This is a genomic window from Pelomonas nitida (assembly GCF_043555975.1).
Taxonomy (GTDB): domain Bacteria; phylum Pseudomonadota; class Gammaproteobacteria; order Burkholderiales; family Burkholderiaceae_C; genus Pelomonas; species Pelomonas nitida.
Genome location: NZ_JBIGIA010000012.1, coordinates 139,066 through 156,530 on the forward strand (window position 1 = coordinate 139,066; position 17,465 = coordinate 156,530).

The following is a 17,465-nucleotide window of genomic DNA, read 5'->3' on the forward strand; positions in this document are numbered from 1 at the left end:
CAGGTGAGCGTATAGGCGTGACTGACTAGCGAACCCGTGGTTCCTCTAGGGCTAGTAGCAGCAGGCCGATCGCGAAATTCATGGGAACGGAATCTAGCATGAAAGCCTATTGATGCAAGCCGCGTTCATCGGGCTCGTCGGTGCTCGTCGAGATCACGCTGACCGGCTTGCCCTTGGCCTTTCGCCAGCCGTAGATGACATAGCCCGACAGGCCGTAAACACAGAAGACACCGAAAAGAACGCGGGCCGGATCGAGTGCCGCGAGGCCGATGCCCAGCATCATGACCACCAGCACGATGAAGGGCACGCTGCGCCGCCGATCGAAGACTTTGAAGCTGTAGAAGGGCGCATTCGTCACCATCGAAAGCCCGGCGAACAGCGTCACGCCGTAAGCTACCCAGGCGATCCAGCTGCCAGCGGGCGGGCGCGATGTCTCGGCGCCGTCCACGAAGGCCCAGATCAGGCCCATGACGATGGCCGCCGCAGCCGGGCTGGGCAGGCCCTGGAAGTAGCGCTTGTCGACGACGCCGATGTTGACGTTGAAGCGCGCCAGCCGCAGCGCGGCCCCGGCGATGTAGACGAAGGCCGGGATCCAGCCCGGCTTGCCCATGTCCTTCAGTGCCCACATGTAGACGATCAGCGCCGGCGCGGCGCCGAAGGCCACCATGTCGGACAGGCTGTCCATCTGCTCGCCGAAGGCGGACTGCGTGTTGGTCATGCGCGCGACGCGGCCGTCCAGGCTGTCCAGGACGGCGGCAGCAAAGATGGCCACGCAGGCCACCTCGAAGCGGCCGTTCATGGCCATGACGATGGCGTAGAAGGCGCTGAACAATGCGCCCAGCGTGATGGCGTTGGGCAGCGCGTAGATGCCTTTGCGGCGGGGACGGGCGGCGACGTTGGGCTCGTCGTCGTCGATGGGGTCGGGAATCATGGGCGGCAGGATAGCGCAGGGGCCTGCTGACAAGTCCTGCCCAACGTCAAAACTAGCATGCGTCACCCGCTCTAACCGCGCGAACTGCGCGAAAGGCCACCATGTTGGGAGAGCAACTGGCGCATGCAGCTCATCCGCATCGACAGCTGAAAACGCAAAAGGCCGGCGCCTCGTGGCCCGGCCTTTCAAATCGCGCGGAAAGCGGCGATTTAGTTCTTGGACTTGTCGACCAGCTTGTTGGCCTTGATCCAGGGCATCATCGCGCGCAGCTTTTCGCCGACCTGCTCGATGGGGTGCTCGGCCGTCAGGCGGCGGCGGCTCAGCAGCGTGGGGGCGCCGGCCTTGTTTTCCAGGATGAAGGACTTGGCGTAGTCGCCGGTCTGGATGTCCTTCAGGCACTGGCGCATCGCTTCCTTGGTGGCGGACGTGACGACCTTGGGGCCGGTCACGTACTCACCGTACTCGGCGTTGTTCGAGATCGAGTAGTTCATGTTCGCGATGCCGCCTTCGTAGATCAGGTCCACGATGAGCTTGAGCTCGTGCAGGCACTCGAAGTAGGCCATCTCGGGCGCATAGCCGGCTTCGGTCAGCGTCTCGAAGCCCGCCTTGATCAGCTCGACTGCGCCGCCGCACAGCACGGCTTGTTCGCCGAACAGGTCGGTCTCGGTTTCCTCGCGGAAGTTGGTCTCGATGATGCCGGCCTTGCCGCCGCCGTTGGCCGCGGCGTAGCTCAGGGCCAGGTCACGGGCCTTGCCGGACTTGTCGGCATAGACGGCGATCAGGTGAGGCACGCCGCCACCCTGGCGGTAGGTGCCACGCACGGTGTGGCCAGGGGCCTTGGGGGCCACCATCCAGACGTCCAGGTCGGCGCGCGGCGTGACCTGGCCGTAGTGCACGTTGAAGCCGTGGGCAAAGGCCAGCGAGGCGCCCTGCTTGATGTTGGGCTCGACTTCGTTCTTGTAGACCTCGGCGATCTGCTCGTCGGGCAGCAGGATCATGACGACGTCTGCCGTCTTCACGGCCTCGGCGATCTCGGCGACCTTCAGGCCGGCGCCCTCGGCCTTGGACCAGGACGCGCCGCCACGACGCAACGCGACCGTGACCTTGCAGCCGCTGTCGTTCAGGTTCTGCGCATGGGCATGGCCTTGCGAGCCGTAGCCGATGATGGTGACGTTCTTGCCCTTGATGAGGCTGAGATCGGCGTCCTTGTCGTAGTAGACGTTCATGGTGATTTCTCCAGGTTCAGCGGCTGATGGCCGGCGGGGCAAAAAGGGGGTGGGGAGGGTCAGACGCGCAGAATGCGCTCGCCGCGGCCGATGCCGCTGGCACCGGTGCGGACGGTTTCCAGGATCGCCGCACGGTCGATGGCGTCGATGAAGGCGTCGAGCTTGCCGGCATCGCCGGTCAGCTCGATGGTGTAGGTTTTCTCGGTCACGTCGATGATGCGACCGCGGAAGATGTCGGCAGTGCGCTTCATCTCCTCGCGCTCCTTGCCGACGGCGCGCACCTTGATGAGCATCAGCTCACGTTCGGTGTAGTTGCCTTCGGTCAGGTCGACGACCTTGACGACCTCGATGAGGCGGTTCAGGTGCTTGGTGATCTGCTCGATGATCTCGTCGCTGCCCGTCGTGACGATGGTCATGCGCGACAGCGACGGGTCTTCCGTCGGGGCGACCGTGAGGCTCTCGATGTTGTAGCCACGGGCCGAGAACAGGCCGACGACGCGCGACAGCGCACCGGGCTCGTTCTCCAGGAGCAAAGCAATGATGTGTTTCATGGGAATCGTCCTTCGTGCTCTTCAGCGCCGCTGGCGGTAACCAGCGCGCCTTGGCAGCGCGTTCGAATCGTTGAGGAGGTTGCCTTCGTCGGCTGCTCCCGCCTTGCACCGCCGGTCTCGGCGAGGGCGGTCACCCTCGCCAAAGCCGCCGGCTTCAGGCGGTCACAGGTCTTCCGAGCCCAGCAGCATTTCCGAGATGCCCTTGCCCGCCTTGACCATGGGCCAGACGTTTTCGGTCGGATCGGTACGGATGTCGAGGAAGACCGTGCGGTCCTTCAGACGCATCGCTTCCTTCAGGGCGCCTTCCACGTCGCCGGGCTTCTGCACGAGCAGGCCGACATGGCCGTAGGCCTCGGCCAGCTTCACGAAGTCGGGCAGCGCGTCCATGTAGCTGTGCGAGTAGCGGCCCTCGTAGTCGAGCTGCTGCCACTGGCGCACCATGCCCAGGTAGCGGTTGTTCAGCGAGACGATCTTGACCGGCGTCTTGTACTGGAAGCAGGTCGACAGCTCCTGGATGCACATCTGGATGCTGCCCTCGCCGGTGATGCAGAACACGTCTGCATCCGGCTTGGCGAGCTTGATGCCCATCGCGTAGGGCAGGCCCACGCCCATCGTGCCCAGGCCGCCGGAGTTGATCCAGCGGCGCGGCTGGTCGAACTTGTAATACTGCGCAGCCCACATCTGGTGCTGGCCCACGTCGCTCGTGATGTAGGTCTCGCGGTCACGCGTGAGCTTCCACAGCGTGTCGACCACCATCTGCGGCTTGATGACTTCGTCAGACGGCTTGTAGACCAGGCAATCCTTGCGGCGCCACTCGTTGATCTGATTCCACCAGGCGTTCACGGCACTGGCGTCTGGCTTGGCCTGCGCCTCCTTGAGCTGCGCGATCAGTTCCTGCAGCACGTCCTTCACATCGCCCACGATGGGGATGTCGACGCGCACGCGCTTGGAGATCGACGACGGGTCGATGTCCACGTGGATGATCTTGCGCTCCACCGAGCCGAAATGCTTGGGGTTGCCGATGACGCGGTCGTCGAAGCGAGCGCCCACGGCCAGCAGCACGTCGCAGTGCTGCATGGTCATGTTGGCCTCGTAGGTGCCGTGCATGCCCAGCATGCCCAGGAAGCGCGGGTCGGTGCCGGGCATCGTGCCCAGGCCCATCAGCGTGTTCGTGCAGGGGAAGCCCAGCAGATCCACCAGTTGGCGCAGTTCGGCCGTCGCCTCGCCGAGGATGACGCCACCGCCTGTATAGATATAGGGCCGCTTGGCCTGCAGCAGCAGCTGCACCGCCTTGCGGATCTGGCCGCTGTGGCCCTTCTTGGCCGGCGTGTACGACCGCATCTCGACGCGGTCGGGGTAGCTGAAGGTCGTGCGCGCCAGCGACACATCCTTCGGGATGTCGACGACCACCGGGCCCGGGCGGCCGGTGCGGGCGATGTGGAAGGCCTTCTTCAGCGTCAGCGCCAGGTCGCGCACGTCCTTCACGAGGAAGTTGTGCTTGACGATGGGGCGCGTGATGCCGACGGTGTCGCACTCCTGGAAGGCGTCCAGGCCGATCGCCGGCGTCGGCACCTGACCCGTGATGATGACCATCGGGATCGAGTCCATGTAGGCCGTGGCGATGCCGGTCACGGCATTCGTGACGCCAGGGCCCGAGGTGACCAGCGCGACACCGACCTCGCCGGAAGCCCGCGCGAAGCCGTCAGCCGCATGCACGGCGGCCTGCTCGTGCCGCACCAGCACGTGCTGGATGCTGTTCTGCTTGTAGAGCGCGTCGTAGATGTAGAGCACCGCGCCACCGGGGTAGCCCCAGAGGTGGCGAACCCCTTCGGCCTGCAGGCAGCGAACGAGGATCTCGGAGCCGTTGAGCTCCGTCGGTGTTTGGGAGGGGGAGGAATGCAGCGGGCCTGAGACGGCGCGCTTGATTTCCGCGGCAGACGTGTCCATTTTTTGAACCTTTGCGAATTTCTCTAACGAAAAACCATTGGTGCTCCTCTTCACGCCCTCGTGAGGCGGATTCGGAACCTGCGCGATCAACAGATGGGACCCCAGTCGGGCGGCCATCGAAAGACCAGGTGACGCTATTGCGAAATCGCATTATGCCGAGCAAAACCCGCCGAGCCTTCGTATCCGACGAATGCCATAATCCGCGCCAATGCCCGGAACCGCCTAAGCCTTGGCCACCGACAAAGAACTTAACGATTTCCTGCGTACCGTTGACCGCCGCGCCTTCAAGCGCACGGCCTATCTGGTTCGAGACGACGATGCCGCCCTCGACATCGTGCAGGACGCCATGATCAAGCTGGCAGAGAGCTATTTCGACCGCCCGGCGGCCGAACTGCCCCTGCTGTTCCAGCGCATCCTGTCCAACGCGACGATGGATTACTTCCGTCGCCAGAAGGTGCGCAAGGCGGTCATGACCAACATGTCGGATTTCGAAGGCGCCTCCGCCGACGAAGACTTCGACCTGCTGGAAGTCCTCGAATCACAGAACGGGGCACTCGGCGCCTTGAGCGCTGCGGACGAGGTCAGCCGGGCGCAAATCTTGCAGCGAATCGAGGCGGAAGTCGAAGAATTGCCAGCGCGTCAACGGGAAGCCTTCCTGCTGCGTTACTGGGAGGAACTGGATGTCGCCGAGACCGCCGCCGTGATGGGCTGTTCCGAGGGCAGCGTGAAGACGCATTGCTCCCGGGCCGTTCATGCATTGGCGAAATCGCTCAAGGCCAAGGGGATCACGCTATGAAGCCATCGAATATTTCCGTTCCGACCGCCGAGCTGGATGCACGCGTTGCCCAGTTCGGCCTGCGCGTGGCTGCCGGCCTGACCGAGCGCAGTGCGGCGCTTCCCCACGACGTCACCGAGCGACTGCGCTTCGCCCGCGAGCAGGCGCTCGCGCGTGCCGCGCAGGCTCGCGCGGCCAGCGCCGCGCAAATCGCCGTTCAAGCAGGCAGCGCCAACCTGGTGCACCAAGGGTCCACGCTGGCGCTCGGCGGCGGGCCCCGCGGGGGCTCCGAGGGCGGCCTGTGGGCCAAGCTCGTGTCCGCACTGCCGCTGTTGCTGCTGGTCGCCGGCTTGCTGCTGATGCAGCAAAGCCGCTACAACGAGCAGATTGCTGCGGCGGCCGAGGTGGACACCGCGCTGCTCAGCGACAACCTGCCGCCGTCCGCCTTCCGCGACCCGGGTTTCGCGGAGTTCCTCAGGGACGGAGACGAGTGACCGGATGCGCCTGACAAGCCCCCGCCTGACGATGGCCCTGCTGCTTGGCGCAGCGGGGCTTTCTGCTTTTGCGCAAGCGCCCGAGCCGCCTTCCGCCCCGGCAAGCGCCATCCCTGCCGTCCCGGCACCCCCTGCCCGGCCGCCGGTTCTCGCCAAGCCCGCCGTTCCGCCACTGACCGCGCCGCCGGCCACCTGGGCGGGCCTGACGCCGAAGCAGCGCAGCCTGCTCGCGCCGCTCGAGCAGGACTGGGCCGACATCAGCGAAGCCCAGCGCAGCAAGTGGCTGAGCGCCACACCGACCCTCGCCACGCTGCCGCCGGCCGAACTCGCACGCGTACAGGAACGCATGCGGGACTGGGCCCAGCTCAAGCCCTCCGAGCGCACCAAGGCACGCGCCGTCTTCCAGGCGGCCAAGCAAATGGACGCCGAGCAGCGCCAGGCCAAGTGGGAGGCCTATCAGGCGCTGCCGCCCGAGAAGCGCCAGGAGCTGGCCGACAAGGCCGTCGCCCGTCGACAGGCCCTCGCCGCCAAGCCGAGCACCGTGGCCAAGCCGTTGGCCGCCGTGCCGAAGTCCAACCTCGTGCCGGCGGCGCCCAAGCTCGTGGCGCCGGTGCCGGTGACCGGCAGCGTGGTCCAGGCCAAGCCGGGCGCAACGACGGTGCTGATCACGCACAGCCCGCGAGTCCCCATGCATCACGCCGCCGGCGAGACCAAGGTCGTTGCCGACCCCGCGCTGGTGGACCCGCAGACGCTGCTGCCACGGTCGCTGAAGGCGCCCGCTGCGGCATCCGCTCCGCGCCCATGACGCTGACCGTCGATCCAGGCGCCACGCCCCCCGGCCTGGCGCGACGCTTCGCCGCCTTCCTGTACGACGGCGCCCTGCTGTTCGGCGTGCTGTTCTCGGCCGGCCTGCTGACTTCCATCGTGGTGGGGCGGCAGGACGCCCTGCGGGGCACGGCCGGCCTGGCCTTCCTGCTGATCGGGCTGGGTGCCTATTTCGTCTACTTCTGGACCCGTTCGGGCCAGACGCTGGCCATGAAGACCTGGCACCTGCGCGTGGTGGACGGCGCCGGGCAGCCGCTCGGGCTGGGGCGCGCCGTTGCGCGCTACCTGCTCAGCTGGCTGTGGTTCCTGCCCGCGCTCATCACCGTCAAAGTGATGCATCTGCACGGTGCCGCCATCTTGGGCAGCCTGGTGGCAGGAATTGCCGGCTATCTGCTCGTCGCCCGGCTGCACCCGCAGCGACAATTCCTGCACGACGCGATCTGCGGTTCGCGAATCATCACCCAACTACCCGTGCGTTCATGAGCAACCCGCACAAGGGCCGAACCGGCCTCGATCGAGTCATCCACGCCGCCGGCTATTCCTGGGCCGGCCTGAAGGCGGCCTACACCGGCGAAAGTGCGTTCCGCCAGGAGACCTGGCTGTGCGTCATCGCCGCACCGATGGCGTTCTGGCTGGCCAAGACCTGGGAACAGGCGGCGCTGCTGCTGGGCTCATTGCTGCTGGTGCTCATCGTCGAGCTGCTGAACTCCGCCATCGAGGCCGTGGTCGACCGCGTGTCCTTCGAGCGGCATGAACTCTCCAAGCGCGCCAAGGACATCGCCAGCGCCGCCGTGCTGATGGCGCTGGTGCTGGCCGGCGGCATCTGGGCCTGCGCCCTCTGGCAGCACCTGCGCTGACGGGCATCTGCTCTACGGCGCTTCCCCGGCGCGCATTTTCGGGCCGAGCGCCGGGCTGCTACCAAGCCGGCCCATCTGGCGATGTGCTCGCGGCTCAATGCCGTGAGGATCGCGGCCCCCTCGGGGGCTGAGGCCGGACACATGGCGCCCAGTGGGCCGCATGCGCCTGCCGAAGAGCCGCGCTACTGCCGCAGCGCGGTCGGCAATACCGATCAGACTTGCTCGCGTTCAGCGACGCGAGGCTGAGCGAGGGGCGTGTTCAGACCGCCGCTTCGTCGGTCTCGCCCGTGCGGATGCGAATGACCTGTTCCACCGGCACGACGAAAATCTTGCCGTCGCCGATCTTGCCGGTCTTGGCGGCCTTCAGGATGGCGTCGATGCAGCGGTCGACCTCGTCGTCCTTCACGACCACCTCGACCTTCACCTTGGGCAGAAAGTCCACCACGTATTCAGCGCCACGGTAGAGCTCGGTGTGGCCCTTCTGGCGCCCAAACCCCTTGACTTCAGTGACCGTCAGGCCCGAGGCGCCCACTTCGGCCAGCGCCTCGCGCACCTCGTCGAGCTTGAACGGTTTGATGACGGCAATGATCTGCTTCATGGCGAGGCTCCAAGTTTCGTTTGCGGAGATTTAAGCACGGCAAGGACTGGGGCACCGAGAGTCATGGCGGTGGTGCCAACGGGACTACTTGCCCAGATCCGGCAGTTGGGCACGCCCGAGGGGCGGGCGAGGCGGGGCGCTGGCCAGGTGTGACGACGACGTGGGCTCGTGCCCACGAGGAGAAGCAACGCGGCCAGCGCCACGAAGCGCCAGCCCAGCGGGCATGCAGCGCTGCTCAACGACATGGTGAACGTCGCCGCAAACGCTAGGGGTTGATGCGGCCAGCGTTTCGCTGCGTCGCGAGCGGTCAACTGCCGGACCTAGGCTCCGGCACTCTGTCGAGGTCGGCCAGCCACACGGCGGCCTCTGAATCGCTGGGCGCTCGCCAGTCACCACGCGGCGACAACGAGCCGCCGCTGCCCACCTTGGGCGCATTGGGCACGCAGCTGCGCTTGAACTGGCTGCCCTTGAAGAAGCGCTGCACGAAGATGCGCAGCACCCGCTTGATCTCCGGGAGCGAATAAACCTCGTCCCACGCATGCCGCGCCAGGAAGGCGATCTTGGCCGTCGCATAGCCGTGGCGCAGCGTGTAGAAGAGGTTGAAGTCCTGCAGCGCATAGGCGCCGACGGTCGCCTCCGTGCTCTGCAGGCTGCCCGGGATCAGCTCGGGGCTGATCTCGGTGTCGAGGATGTCCAGCAACACCTGCGTGTCGGTGCCCTCCCCCAGCTGATGCGTCTCGGCCACCCAGCGCACCAGGTGCTGGATCAGCGTCTTGGGCACGCTGGCATTCACGTTGTAGTGCGACATGTGGTCGCCCACGCCGTAGGTGCACCAGCCCAGCGCCAGCTCGGAGAGGTCGCCCGTGCCCAGCACCAGGCCGCCCGTCAGGTTGGCGAGGCGGAACAGGTGATTCGTGCGCTCGCCGGCCTGCACGTTCTCGAAGGTCACGTCATAGACCGGCTGCTCGTCGCGATGCGGGTGGCCGATGTCCTTCAGCATCTGCGTGCAGCTGGGCCGGATGTCGATCTCGCGCGCCTCGCAGCCCACGGCCGCCATGAGCCGCAGCGCCTGCGCGCGCGTGCGCTCGCCGGTGGCGAAGCCGGGCATGGTCACGCCGATGATGTTCGTGCGCGGCAGGCCCAGCGCGTCCATGGCACGCGCCGCGACGAGCAGCGCATGTGTGGAGTCCAGCCCGCCCGAGATGCCGACGACGAGCTTGCGGATGCCGCTGGACGCCAGCCGCTGCGTCAGGCCCTGCACCTGGATGCTGTAGACCTCCTGGCAGCGCTCGTCGCGGCGGCTGTGGTCGGCCGGCACGTAGGGGAAGCGCTCGACACGGCGGCGCAGAGCCAGCGGCTGGTCGCGGTCCAGGCCCAGCGTGAACGCCACATGCCGGAAGGCGCCGACGTACGAGGCATGCAGCCGCACGGCGTCGCCGAAGCTCGTCTGCCGCATGCGCTCGCGGCCCAGGCGTTCGAGGTCCACATCGGCCGTCACCAGCTGCGAGCGGCGCTGGAAGCGCTCGGACTCCACCAGCAGCTCGCCGTTCTCGCAGACCAGCGCCTGGCCGTCCCAGGCGAGGTCGGTCGTCGACTCGCCCGCGCCCGCCGACGAATACACATAGGCCGCCAGGCAGCGCGCCGACTGCTGCGCCACCAGTTGGCGCCGGTACGTGGCCTTGCCGACGACGACATTGGACGCCGACAGGTTGACGAGCACGGTCGCCCCCGCCAGCGCCGCGAAGGACGACGGCGGAATGGGCGTCCAGACGTCCTCGCAGATCTCCACGTGCAGGCGCAGCAGCGGCAAGTCATCGGCCGTGAAGATCTGGCGGCTGCCGAAGGGCACCAGCTGGCCCAGCAGCGTCACGGTGCTGACGGTGGCCTCCTCGCCCGAGCAGAACTGGCGAGCCTCGTAGAACTCACCGTAATTGGGGAGATAGGTCTTGGGCACCACGCCGAGCACGCGGCCGCGCAGCAGCACGACGGCGCAGTTGAACAGCCGCTGCTCGACGCGCAGCGGCATGCCGACGATGGCGACGATGGGCAGCGCCTGCGTGGCGGCCGCCACCTCGGCCAGCGCGGCCTCGCAGCCGTCCAGCAATGCGCGTTGGTGGAAAAGGTCGTCGCAGCTGTAGGCCGACAGGCCCAGCTCCGGAAACGCCACCACGGCCGCGCCCTCGGCCGCCGCCTGCTGCAGCAGCGCGATGGTCTGCGCGGCGTTGAACGCCGGGTCGGCCACGCGGCACAAAGGCAGGCCCACGGCAACGCGGGCGAAATCATGGCTGTAGAGATTGTCGAAACGCATGGGCCGCATCCTGCCATCAAGCCGGCCCCGGCCGCAGGGTCGAGAAGCCCTCGCGTTTTGGCGTGAATGGCAACTGCCCTTCCAATACAGCGCCATGCCCACCCTCCGTGTCGCCGACTCGCCCGCCGCGCTGCCGCGCGACGCCTGGAACCGCCTGCTGGCCGCGTCGCCCCGGCCCACGCCGTTCATGCGGCATGAATACCTGCAGGCCCTGCACGACTCCGGCTCCGCCACGGCCGAGACCGGCTGGCAGCCCATGTTCCTGAGCCTCTGGGACGAAGACCGGCTGCTGGCCGCCTGCCCGGCCTACCTCAAGGGCCACAGCTACGGGGAATACGTGTTCGACTGGGCCTGGGCCGACGCCTACCGCCGCCACGGCCTGGCCTACTACCCCAAGCTGCTGGTGGCCGTGCCCTTCACGCCGGTGCCGGGCAGCCGGCTGCTGGCGGTGGACGACGCGGCCCGTGCGCTGCTCGCCCAGGCGCTGCGCGCGCTGGCGAAGGACAGCAGCGCCTCCTCGCTGCACGTGCTGTTCGGCGACGCGCAAGACCAGGCCGCGCTCGCGCAGGCCGGCTGCATGGCGCGCCACGGCGTGCAGTTCCACTGGACCGCCGACGGCGACGCCGACTTCCCGGCCTTTCTCGCGCGGCTGCAGCGTGACAAGCGCAAGAAGATCCAGCAGGAGCAACGCCGCGTGCGCGAGGCAGGCGTCCAGTTCGAGGCCCGCGAGGGCGCGGCGATCACCACCGACGACTGGGACTTCTTCCACCGCTGCTACCAGCAGACCTACCGGGAGCACCACAGCACGCCCTACCTCAGCCGCGACTTCTTCGCCCGCATGGCGGCCGACATGCCCGAGCACTGGGCCATGTTCACCGCGCTGCAGGGCGGCGAGCGCATCGCCGCCTCACTGATCGCGCTGGACCCGGCACGGCGCGCGGCCTTCGGCCGCTACTGGGGCGCGGTGGAGCACATCCCCAACCTGCACTTCGATGCCTGCTACTACCAGCCGCTGGCCTGGTGCATCGAGCACGGCTACCAGCGCTTCGAGGGGGGCGCGCAGGGCGAGCACAAGATGGCGCGCGGCCTCATGCCCACGCCCACGGCCTCCAGCCACTGGCTGGCCCACCCGGCATTCGCCGAGGCCGTCAACGAATTCCTCGCCCGCGAAGGCGACGCCATGGCGGGCTACCTCGGTGAGCTGAACGAACACGCACCCTACAAAGCAAAAGACGCCGCAAGCGCGGCGTCTTCATGAGCTACTCCGCCAGCCCGGCGAGGGCCGGCGCAGCCGGTAGCGGGTGGGCTTACTTCTCAGCCTTGGCGTAGTTGGCCAGGCCGTCGGTGATTTCCTTCTTGGCCGCGTCCGGGCCTTCCCAGCCCTTGACCTTGACCCACTTGCCCTTCTCCAGGTCCTTGTAGTGCTCGAAGAAGTGCTGGATGGCCGACAGGCGCATCGGGTTCACGTCCTCGATCTTTTCCCAGTGGCTGTACATGGGCAGGATCTTGTTGGTGGGCACGGCCAGCAGCTTGGCATCGCCACCCGCCTCGTCGTCCATCATCAGCACGCCCAGCGGGCGGCAGGTCACGACGACGCCGGGCGACAGCGCGAACGGGGTGATGACCAGCACGTCCACCGGGTCACCGTCGTCGGCCAGCGTCTTGGGGATGTAGCCGTAGTTGCACGGGTAGTACATCGGCGTGGTCAGGAACCGGTCGACGAACAGCGCGCCGCTCTCCTTGTCCACCTCGTACTTGATCGGGTCGGCATTCATCGGGATTTCGATGATGACGTTGAACTCGTCGGGCGCCTTGGCGCCGGGGGTCACGTTGTGCAGGCTCATGGTCGTCTTTTGGGGGTCAAGGAAAACCCGCATTCTAAAGAGCCCGCCGGCCGCGGCCCCGCCCGGCTGGGGCCGGGGCCTTCCATGGGTAAACGCTCCCCCGGCAGGCAAGACCCGGCCTTAAGCTCCGCCGCGCAGGCCACTCGCAGCCCGCAGTGGCCGAAAAAATCACACGCACCACAGGAGACTTGCCTATGTCGACGGAGATGGCGCTGTATTTCGCGCTGGCCTGCGGCCTCGCGGCCGTGCTTTACGGGTTCATCCAGCGCAGCTGGATCCTGAGCCAGGACGCGGGCAACGCCCGCATGCAGGAGATCGCCACGGCGATCCAGCAAGGGGCCGCGGCCTACCTGGGGCGGCAGTACCGCACCATCGCGCTCGTGGGCGTCGTGCTGGCCATCGCCATCGCGGTGTCGGGCCTGGGGCTCACCACGGCCGCCGGCTTCGTCGTCGGCGCGGCGCTGTCGGGCATCTGCGGCTTCATCGGCATGAACATCTCGGTGCGCGCCAACGTGCGCACCGCGCAGGCCGCCACCAAGGGCATCGGCCCCGCGCTGGACGTGGCCTTCAAGGGTGGCGCCATCACCGGCATGCTCGTCGTGGGCCTGGGCCTGCTGGGCGTGGGCTGCTTTTACCTCGCCATCGGCGGCGGGCATGACAGCACGGCACTCAAGCCCATGCTGGGCCTGGCCTTCGGCTCGTCGCTGATCTCGATCTTCGCGCGGCTCGGCGGCGGCATCTTCACGAAGGGCGCCGACGTGGGTGCGGACCTCGTCGGCAAGGTCGAGGCCGGCATCCCCGAGGACGACCCGCGCAACCCGGCCGTCATCGCCGACAACGTGGGCGACAACGTCGGCGACTGCGCCGGCATGGCCGCCGACCTGTTCGAGACCTACGCCGTCACGCTCATCGCCGCGATGGCGCTGGGTGCGCTCATGATCACCGGCAGCAGCGCGCTGGCCGGCGTCGTCTACCCGTTGGCACTCGGTGGCGTGTCCATCATCGCGTCCATCATCGGCTGCTACTTCGTCAAGGCCAGCGAGGGCATGAAGAACGTGATGCCGGCGCTCTACAAGGGCCTCATCGTGGCCGGCGTGCTGAGCCTGGTCGCGTTCTTCTTCGTGACCCGCGCGATGTTCCCCGGCGACATCGCGCTGAGCAGCGGCGGCAGCACCACGGCGATGGCGCTGTTCGGCGCCTGCGCCGTGGGCCTGGTGCTGACCGCTGCCATGGTCTGGATCACCGAGTACTACACCGGCACGCAATACCCGCCGGTGCAACATGTCGCGCAGGCCTCCACCACCGGCCACGGCACCAACGTCATCGCGGGCCTGGGCGTGTCGATGAAGTCCACCGCGTGGCCGGTGCTGTTCGTCTGCGCCGCCATCTACGCGGCCTATGCGCTGGCGGGCCTGTACGGCATCGCCGTGGCGGCCACCAGCATGCTGAGCATGGCGGGCATCGTCGTCGCGCTGGACGCCTACGGCCCCATCACCGACAACGCCGGCGGCATCGCCGAGATGGCCGAGCTGCCCGACAGCGTGCGCGACATCACCGACCCGCTGGACGCCGTGGGCAACACCACCAAGGCCGTCACCAAGGGCTACGCCATCGGCTCGGCCGGGCTGGCCGCGCTGGTGCTGTTTGCCGACTACACGCACGCGCTGACCGCGCGCGGCATGGCCGCCAGCTTCGACCTGAGCGACCACAAAGTCATCCTGGGCCTCTTCATCGGCGGGCTCATTCCCTACCTGTTCGGTGCCATGGCGATGGAAGCCGTGGGCCGCGCGGCCGGTGCGGTGGTGGTGGAGGTGCGCAAGCAGTTCGCCGACGGCGCCATCATGGCCGGCCGGCGCAAGCCCGAGTACGGCGCGGCCGTCGACATGCTCACCACCGCCGCCATCAAGGAAATGATCGTGCCGTCGCTGCTGCCGGTAGCCGCGCCCATCCTCGTGGGCCTGGTGCTGGGCCCGGCCGCTTTGGGCGGCCTTCTGATGGGCACCATCGTCACCGGCCTGTTCGTCGGCATCAGCATGTGCACCGGCGGCGGCGCGTGGGACAACGCCAAGAAGCTCATCGAGGAAGGCTTCACCGATGCGGCCGGCGTGCTGCACAAGAAAGGCGGCGACGCGCACAAGGCCGCCGTCACCGGCGACACCGTGGGCGACCCCTACAAGGACACCGCCGGCCCGGCCGTGAACCCGCTCATCAAGATCATCAACATCGTGGCGCTGCTCATCGTGCCGCTGCTGCCGCTGCCCGCCGGCAGCCTGGCGCCGGTGCATGCCTCACCGGCCGCCGTCGCCGCCTCGGCCCCCACCGCCCCGGCCGAGCCGGCCAGCGCCGCAGCGTCCATGGCTGCGCCCTGAAGCGCCCGCCCGGCAAGCCCGAAAGGCCCGCGAATTCACGGTTCGCGGGCTTTTTTCTCGTTTGGGCCACGGCAAAATCCGCGCATGACCAGCACGGCGATCGCGAGACACGAACTGACGCGCAGGCGCGAGCAGTTGCAGGAGCTCCGCCATTGCCTGGCCGCACTGGAGGCCGACCACGACGGCGTGCGCGCCAAGCTGCTGGGCTTTCGCCTGCGCTACCTGGAAGCGTTAGCCCCGCTGATGCGCGAGCTCGACGAGCTGGAAGTGCAGCTGCACCAGGCCACGGCGTTGCTGTACGACACGCTCAAACGCCAGGGTGTGGACGCACCGCTGCCCGCGCCGCCCGCCGCCAAGGCCTGGCCCGACATCCCCGCCCTGCCCGAGCCCGTGCCGCTGCCGCCCGAGCCCACGGGCCCGATGACCGACCTGCCGCCGCCCACGCTCAAGACGCTGTACCGCCGCGCGGCCATGCGCTTTCACCCCGACCTGGCGCCCTCCGGCCCCGAACGCGAGGTCTGCGAGCAGCGCATGATGACCGTCAACGAGGCCTACACCAACGGCGACCGCGCCCGGCTGGAGAGCCTGCTGCTCGCGGCCGGCGAGCTGCCCGAGAAGGTGATTGGCGGCCCGGCCGACGCCGTGCGCGCCTGGCTGGGCCTGTGCGAGCACATGGTGCAGGGGCGCATCCGCGTTGTGCAGGCACAAACCGTGATGCTGCAGAACCTGCAGATGCACCAGCTGCGCGTCGCCATCGAGCGGGCCGAAGCCGGCGGCATGCGGCCGCTGGACATCATGGCCAACCGGCTGCGCGCCCAGATCGCCGAGCGCCGCCAGGAGCTCTACATCGGCGAGCGCGTGGGCGGCGATGCGCGGCTGGCGGCAGACTTCCTGCGCAAGCGCTACCAGCGGGTCACCGGACTGGGGCTGGGCTGAGCCCCGCGACTGCTCAACGGCGCTGAACCGACTCGTTGAGCTGACCCGTTGAACCGACGCCGGCCCGCCCGGCCCAGCAGCGCCCCCTGTCCACAGCGCTCGTCAGCCTCCCAGGGTCAATAGCACTCCTGCGGCCCCGGCAGCTTGCCCGCCACCTCCAGCGTGCGAATCCAGCGCTGCAGCCGGCGCACGCTGATGCGGTGCGCCCGCGCGATCTGCTCCACCGACGCGCCCGGCCGGCAGGCGGCCGCCACCAGCCGGCGCTTCTCGCGGCCGCTCAGCCGCACCACCGCCGGCTGCACCACCACCGGTTGGGCCGCCACGGTCGCGGCCACCGGCGCGGGCCTGAGCCAGCGCAGCGACAGCGTCACATTGGCAACCGCCACGCAGGCATAGGCCGCACCCCAGCCCAGCAGCACCCACACCGGAACGCCGCCGGCCGCCACACTGTGGCTGCGCAGCGTGCTCAGCACACCGGTGATCGTCCAGGGCTGCCGCCCCATCTCGCAGACCATCCACCCGGCCATGTTGGCGATCCAGGCAAACGGCAGCGCGCACAGGCAGGCCCACAACAGCACCCGGCCCCGCCGCTGATCCGGGCGAGCGCCGCACCAGCTCAGCACGCCCACCACGACCATCAACACCACCCAGGCGCCCACCATCACCCGAAAGCCCCAGAACACCGCCGCCACCGGCGGCAGCGCGCGCCGTGCGGCGGCGTCCAGCGCGGCGTCTGACGGGGCCTGCGCCGTGTCCAGCAAGCTCAGCACGCCGTGGCTGGCCTGATAGCTCGCCAGCGTCAAGCTGCGCGCCGGCTCGCGCTCTACAGCGCGCAACGCCAACGCGCGGCTCAGCGAGTCGCGCGTCTGCCGCTCGATGTCCTGCAGATTCGGCAGCGGCTGATCGCTGCCCGCAATCCACGCCAGCGCACCGGGGATCTCCAGCGCGAACCGGTTGCTGCGGCTGGCCGCGTCCGGCAGCGCAAAGACGGTCAGCGCCTCGCGGCCTGCGCTCGGGCGCCAGAGCCCCTCGATGGCCGCAAACTTCGCCGGCTGGTGGTGCACCAGCTGCTCGCCGCTGCGGTGCCCGGCCAGCGCGGTGGTCAACAGCGCAACCAGCGTGAAGAAGGCGCTCACGCGGATCGACGACTGCGCCACCTCGACGCGGCGTGCGCGCAACAGCAGCCAGGCACTCAGCCCGGTCACGAACATGCCGCCCAGCACATAGGCCGCCGCCAGCGTGTGCAGCAGCTTGGACGGCAGCAGCGGGTTGGCAAACAGCACCGACGGGTCGGGCAGATGCCACCGGCCTTCGGCCCAGACGATGCCGTCGGGGTTCTGCATCCAGGCGTTCAGCGCCAGGATGGCCACCGACTGCGCGATCAACGCCGCCGCCAGCGCCGCCGACACGCCCAGCCGCCAGCGCAGCGGCAGCCGCCGCCGCAACGCAAAGATCAGCACCAGGCCGAACAGCACCGGCGCCAGCCGCCCCTCCAGCGAGAAGATGTAGGTCAGCACCTCGCCGGCCGCCTCGGTGTAGTGGCCCCACTGCGCCTGCAAGTGGTGGCGCAGCGGCCAGCCCGTGAGCACACCGCACACGAAGTTGACGAGAAAAAAGCGCCCCCAGAACAGGGCCGCCTCCGCCCACACGGCCTTGCGCGTGTAGAGCGCCACGGCCTCCAGCGAGGCGATCACCGCCATCAGCCCGATGGTCAGCGGAACGAAAAGGTAGTGGAACTCTGTTGAAAACGCGAACAGCGCTCGCGTCATGTCCACGGTGCCGGCTGCATCTGTCATAAACAACC

16 protein-coding genes are annotated in these 17,465 nt (G+C 68.2%); 8 read left to right on the plus strand and 8 right to left on the minus strand.

Annotated elements, in window-relative coordinates; all coding sequences use genetic code 11:
* Positions 1-106 precede the first annotated feature (106 nt).
* The 4 genes from pssA to ACG00X_RS16360 all read right to left on the minus strand — a co-directional run bounded on the left by pssA (position 107) and on the right by ACG00X_RS16360 (position 4,655).
* Positions 107-931 (minus strand): CDP-diacylglycerol--serine O-phosphatidyltransferase, encoded by an 825-nt coding sequence (gene pssA / locus ACG00X_RS16345; RefSeq protein WP_394489322.1) that lies wholly within the window; start codon positions 929-931, stop codon positions 107-109.
* 209 nt (positions 932-1,140) lie between these two features.
* A complete protein-coding gene (gene ilvC / locus ACG00X_RS16350) occupies positions 1,141-2,157 on the minus strand; it encodes a ketol-acid reductoisomerase (protein ID WP_394489325.1) in 1,017 nt (338 codons plus the stop codon).
* 59 nt (positions 2,158-2,216) lie between these two features.
* Positions 2,217-2,708 (minus strand): acetolactate synthase small subunit, encoded by a 492-nt coding sequence (gene ilvN, locus ACG00X_RS16355; RefSeq protein WP_394409289.1) that lies wholly within the window; start codon positions 2,706-2,708, stop codon positions 2,217-2,219.
* A gap of 162 nt (positions 2,709-2,870) precedes the next feature.
* A complete protein-coding gene (locus ACG00X_RS16360) occupies positions 2,871-4,655 on the minus strand; it encodes an acetolactate synthase 3 catalytic subunit (RefSeq protein ID WP_394489327.1) in 1,785 nt (594 codons plus the stop codon).
* A gap of 229 nt (positions 4,656-4,884) precedes the next feature.
* Between ACG00X_RS16360 and ACG00X_RS16365 the strand changes: the two genes are divergently transcribed.
* From ACG00X_RS16365 to ACG00X_RS16385, 5 genes are read left to right on the plus strand one after another with little or no spacing between them, the layout of a single operon-like run.
* On the plus strand, positions 4,885-5,451 hold the full coding sequence (locus ACG00X_RS16365) for an RNA polymerase sigma factor (RefSeq protein WP_394489329.1): 567 nt from the start codon (positions 4,885-4,887) through the stop codon (positions 5,449-5,451).
* Entirely contained in the window at positions 5,448-5,924 is a 477-nt protein-coding gene (locus ACG00X_RS16370; protein WP_394489333.1) for a DUF3619 family protein, read from the plus strand. Before ACG00X_RS16365 ends, ACG00X_RS16370 begins: the two co-directional genes overlap by 4 nt.
* 31 nt (positions 5,925-5,955) lie before the next feature.
* Positions 5,956-6,729 carry a DUF3106 domain-containing protein gene (locus ACG00X_RS16375; protein WP_394489335.1) on the plus strand — a complete coding sequence of 258 codons (774 nt, stop codon included), beginning with the start codon at positions 5,956-5,958 and terminating at the stop codon, positions 6,727-6,729.
* Positions 6,726-7,232 carry an RDD family protein gene (locus ACG00X_RS16380; RefSeq protein WP_394489337.1) on the plus strand — a complete coding sequence of 169 codons (507 nt, stop codon included), beginning with the start codon at positions 6,726-6,728 and terminating at the stop codon, positions 7,230-7,232. The genes ACG00X_RS16375 and ACG00X_RS16380 overlap by 4 nt, the downstream gene beginning before the upstream one ends.
* Complete coding sequence (locus tag ACG00X_RS16385; protein WP_394489339.1) at positions 7,229-7,606, plus strand: diacylglycerol kinase; 378 nt, start codon at positions 7,229-7,231, stop codon at positions 7,604-7,606. Before ACG00X_RS16380 ends, ACG00X_RS16385 begins: the two co-directional genes overlap by 4 nt.
* Before the next feature lie 259 nt (positions 7,607-7,865).
* On the opposite strand, the gene ACG00X_RS16390 is transcribed toward ACG00X_RS16385, so the two are convergent.
* Both ACG00X_RS16390 and ACG00X_RS16395 read right to left on the minus strand, forming a co-directional pair.
* Positions 7,866-8,204 carry a P-II family nitrogen regulator gene (locus ACG00X_RS16390; RefSeq protein WP_394489341.1) on the minus strand — a complete coding sequence of 113 codons (339 nt, stop codon included), beginning with the start codon at positions 8,202-8,204 and terminating at the stop codon, positions 7,866-7,868.
* 307 nt (positions 8,205-8,511) lie between these two features.
* The gene (locus ACG00X_RS16395) at positions 8,512-10,521 is read right to left on the minus strand and encodes an NAD(+) synthase (RefSeq protein ID WP_394489343.1); all 2,010 of its coding nucleotides are present in this window, start codon (positions 10,519-10,521) and stop codon (positions 8,512-8,514) included.
* An 85-nt stretch (positions 10,522-10,606) separates the two neighbouring features.
* Between ACG00X_RS16395 and ACG00X_RS16400 the strand changes: the two genes are divergently transcribed.
* Positions 10,607-11,770 carry a GNAT family N-acetyltransferase gene (locus tag ACG00X_RS16400; protein ID WP_394489345.1) on the plus strand — a complete coding sequence of 388 codons (1,164 nt, stop codon included), beginning with the start codon at positions 10,607-10,609 and terminating at the stop codon, positions 11,768-11,770.
* A gap of 49 nt (positions 11,771-11,819) precedes the next feature.
* Here ACG00X_RS16400 and ppa read toward each other — a convergent pair whose 3' ends face one another.
* A complete protein-coding gene (gene ppa, locus ACG00X_RS16405) occupies positions 11,820-12,356 on the minus strand; it encodes an inorganic diphosphatase (protein ID WP_394489348.1) in 537 nt (178 codons plus the stop codon).
* Between the two features lie 194 nt (positions 12,357-12,550).
* Between ppa and ACG00X_RS16410 the strand changes: the two genes are divergently transcribed.
* Together ACG00X_RS16410 and ACG00X_RS16415 are read left to right on the plus strand one after the other, a co-directional pair.
* The gene (locus ACG00X_RS16410; RefSeq protein WP_394489350.1) at positions 12,551-14,725 is read left to right on the plus strand and encodes a sodium-translocating pyrophosphatase; all 2,175 of its coding nucleotides are present in this window, start codon (positions 12,551-12,553) and stop codon (positions 14,723-14,725) included.
* Between the two features lie 84 nt (positions 14,726-14,809).
* Entirely contained in the window at positions 14,810-15,661 is an 852-nt protein-coding gene (locus ACG00X_RS16415) for a J domain-containing protein (protein WP_394489353.1), read from the plus strand.
* Positions 15,662-15,777: 116 nt separating this feature from the next.
* Here the strand turns inward: ACG00X_RS16415 and ACG00X_RS16420 are convergent, their stop codons facing one another.
* On the minus strand, positions 15,778-17,457 hold the full coding sequence (locus tag ACG00X_RS16420; protein ID WP_394489356.1) for a cytochrome ubiquinol oxidase subunit I: 1,680 nt from the start codon (positions 17,455-17,457) through the stop codon (positions 15,778-15,780).
* Positions 17,458-17,465: the final 8 nt, after the last annotated feature.

What these genes read in the sequence shown, in the direction of transcription:
- pssA (WP_394489322.1), bottom strand. Translation starts at nt 931, where the DNA reads ATGATTCCCGACCCCATCGACGACGACGAGCCCAACGTCGCCGCCCGT.
- ilvC (WP_394489325.1), bottom strand. Translation starts at nt 2,157, where the DNA reads ATGAACGTCTACTACGACAAGGACGCCGATCTCAGCCTCATCAAGGGC.
- ilvN (WP_394409289.1), bottom strand. Translation starts at nt 2,708, where the DNA reads ATGAAACACATCATTGCTTTGCTCCTGGAGAACGAGCCCGGTGCGCTG.
- ACG00X_RS16360 (WP_394489327.1), bottom strand. Translation starts at nt 4,655, where the DNA reads ATGGACACGTCTGCCGCGGAAATCAAGCGCGCCGTCTCAGGCCCGCTG.
- ACG00X_RS16370 (WP_394489333.1), top strand. Translation starts at nt 5,448, where the DNA reads ATGAAGCCATCGAATATTTCCGTTCCGACCGCCGAGCTGGATGCACGC.
- ACG00X_RS16375 (WP_394489335.1), top strand. Translation starts at nt 5,956, where the DNA reads ATGGCCCTGCTGCTTGGCGCAGCGGGGCTTTCTGCTTTTGCGCAAGCG.
- ACG00X_RS16380 (WP_394489337.1), top strand. Translation starts at nt 6,726, where the DNA reads ATGACGCTGACCGTCGATCCAGGCGCCACGCCCCCCGGCCTGGCGCGA.
- ACG00X_RS16385 (WP_394489339.1), top strand. Translation starts at nt 7,229, where the DNA reads ATGAGCAACCCGCACAAGGGCCGAACCGGCCTCGATCGAGTCATCCAC.
- ACG00X_RS16390 (WP_394489341.1), bottom strand. Translation starts at nt 8,204, where the DNA reads ATGAAGCAGATCATTGCCGTCATCAAACCGTTCAAGCTCGACGAGGTG.
- ACG00X_RS16395 (WP_394489343.1), bottom strand. Translation starts at nt 10,521, where the DNA reads ATGCGGCCCATGCGTTTCGACAATCTCTACAGCCATGATTTCGCCCGC.
- ACG00X_RS16400 (WP_394489345.1), top strand. Translation starts at nt 10,607, where the DNA reads ATGCCCACCCTCCGTGTCGCCGACTCGCCCGCCGCGCTGCCGCGCGAC.
- ppa (WP_394489348.1), bottom strand. Translation starts at nt 12,356, where the DNA reads ATGAGCCTGCACAACGTGACCCCCGGCGCCAAGGCGCCCGACGAGTTC.
- ACG00X_RS16410 (WP_394489350.1), top strand. Translation starts at nt 12,551, where the DNA reads ATGTCGACGGAGATGGCGCTGTATTTCGCGCTGGCCTGCGGCCTCGCG.
- ACG00X_RS16415 (WP_394489353.1), top strand. Translation starts at nt 14,810, where the DNA reads ATGACCAGCACGGCGATCGCGAGACACGAACTGACGCGCAGGCGCGAG.
- ACG00X_RS16420 (WP_394489356.1), bottom strand. Translation starts at nt 17,457, where the DNA reads ATGACAGATGCAGCCGGCACCGTGGACATGACGCGAGCGCTGTTCGCG.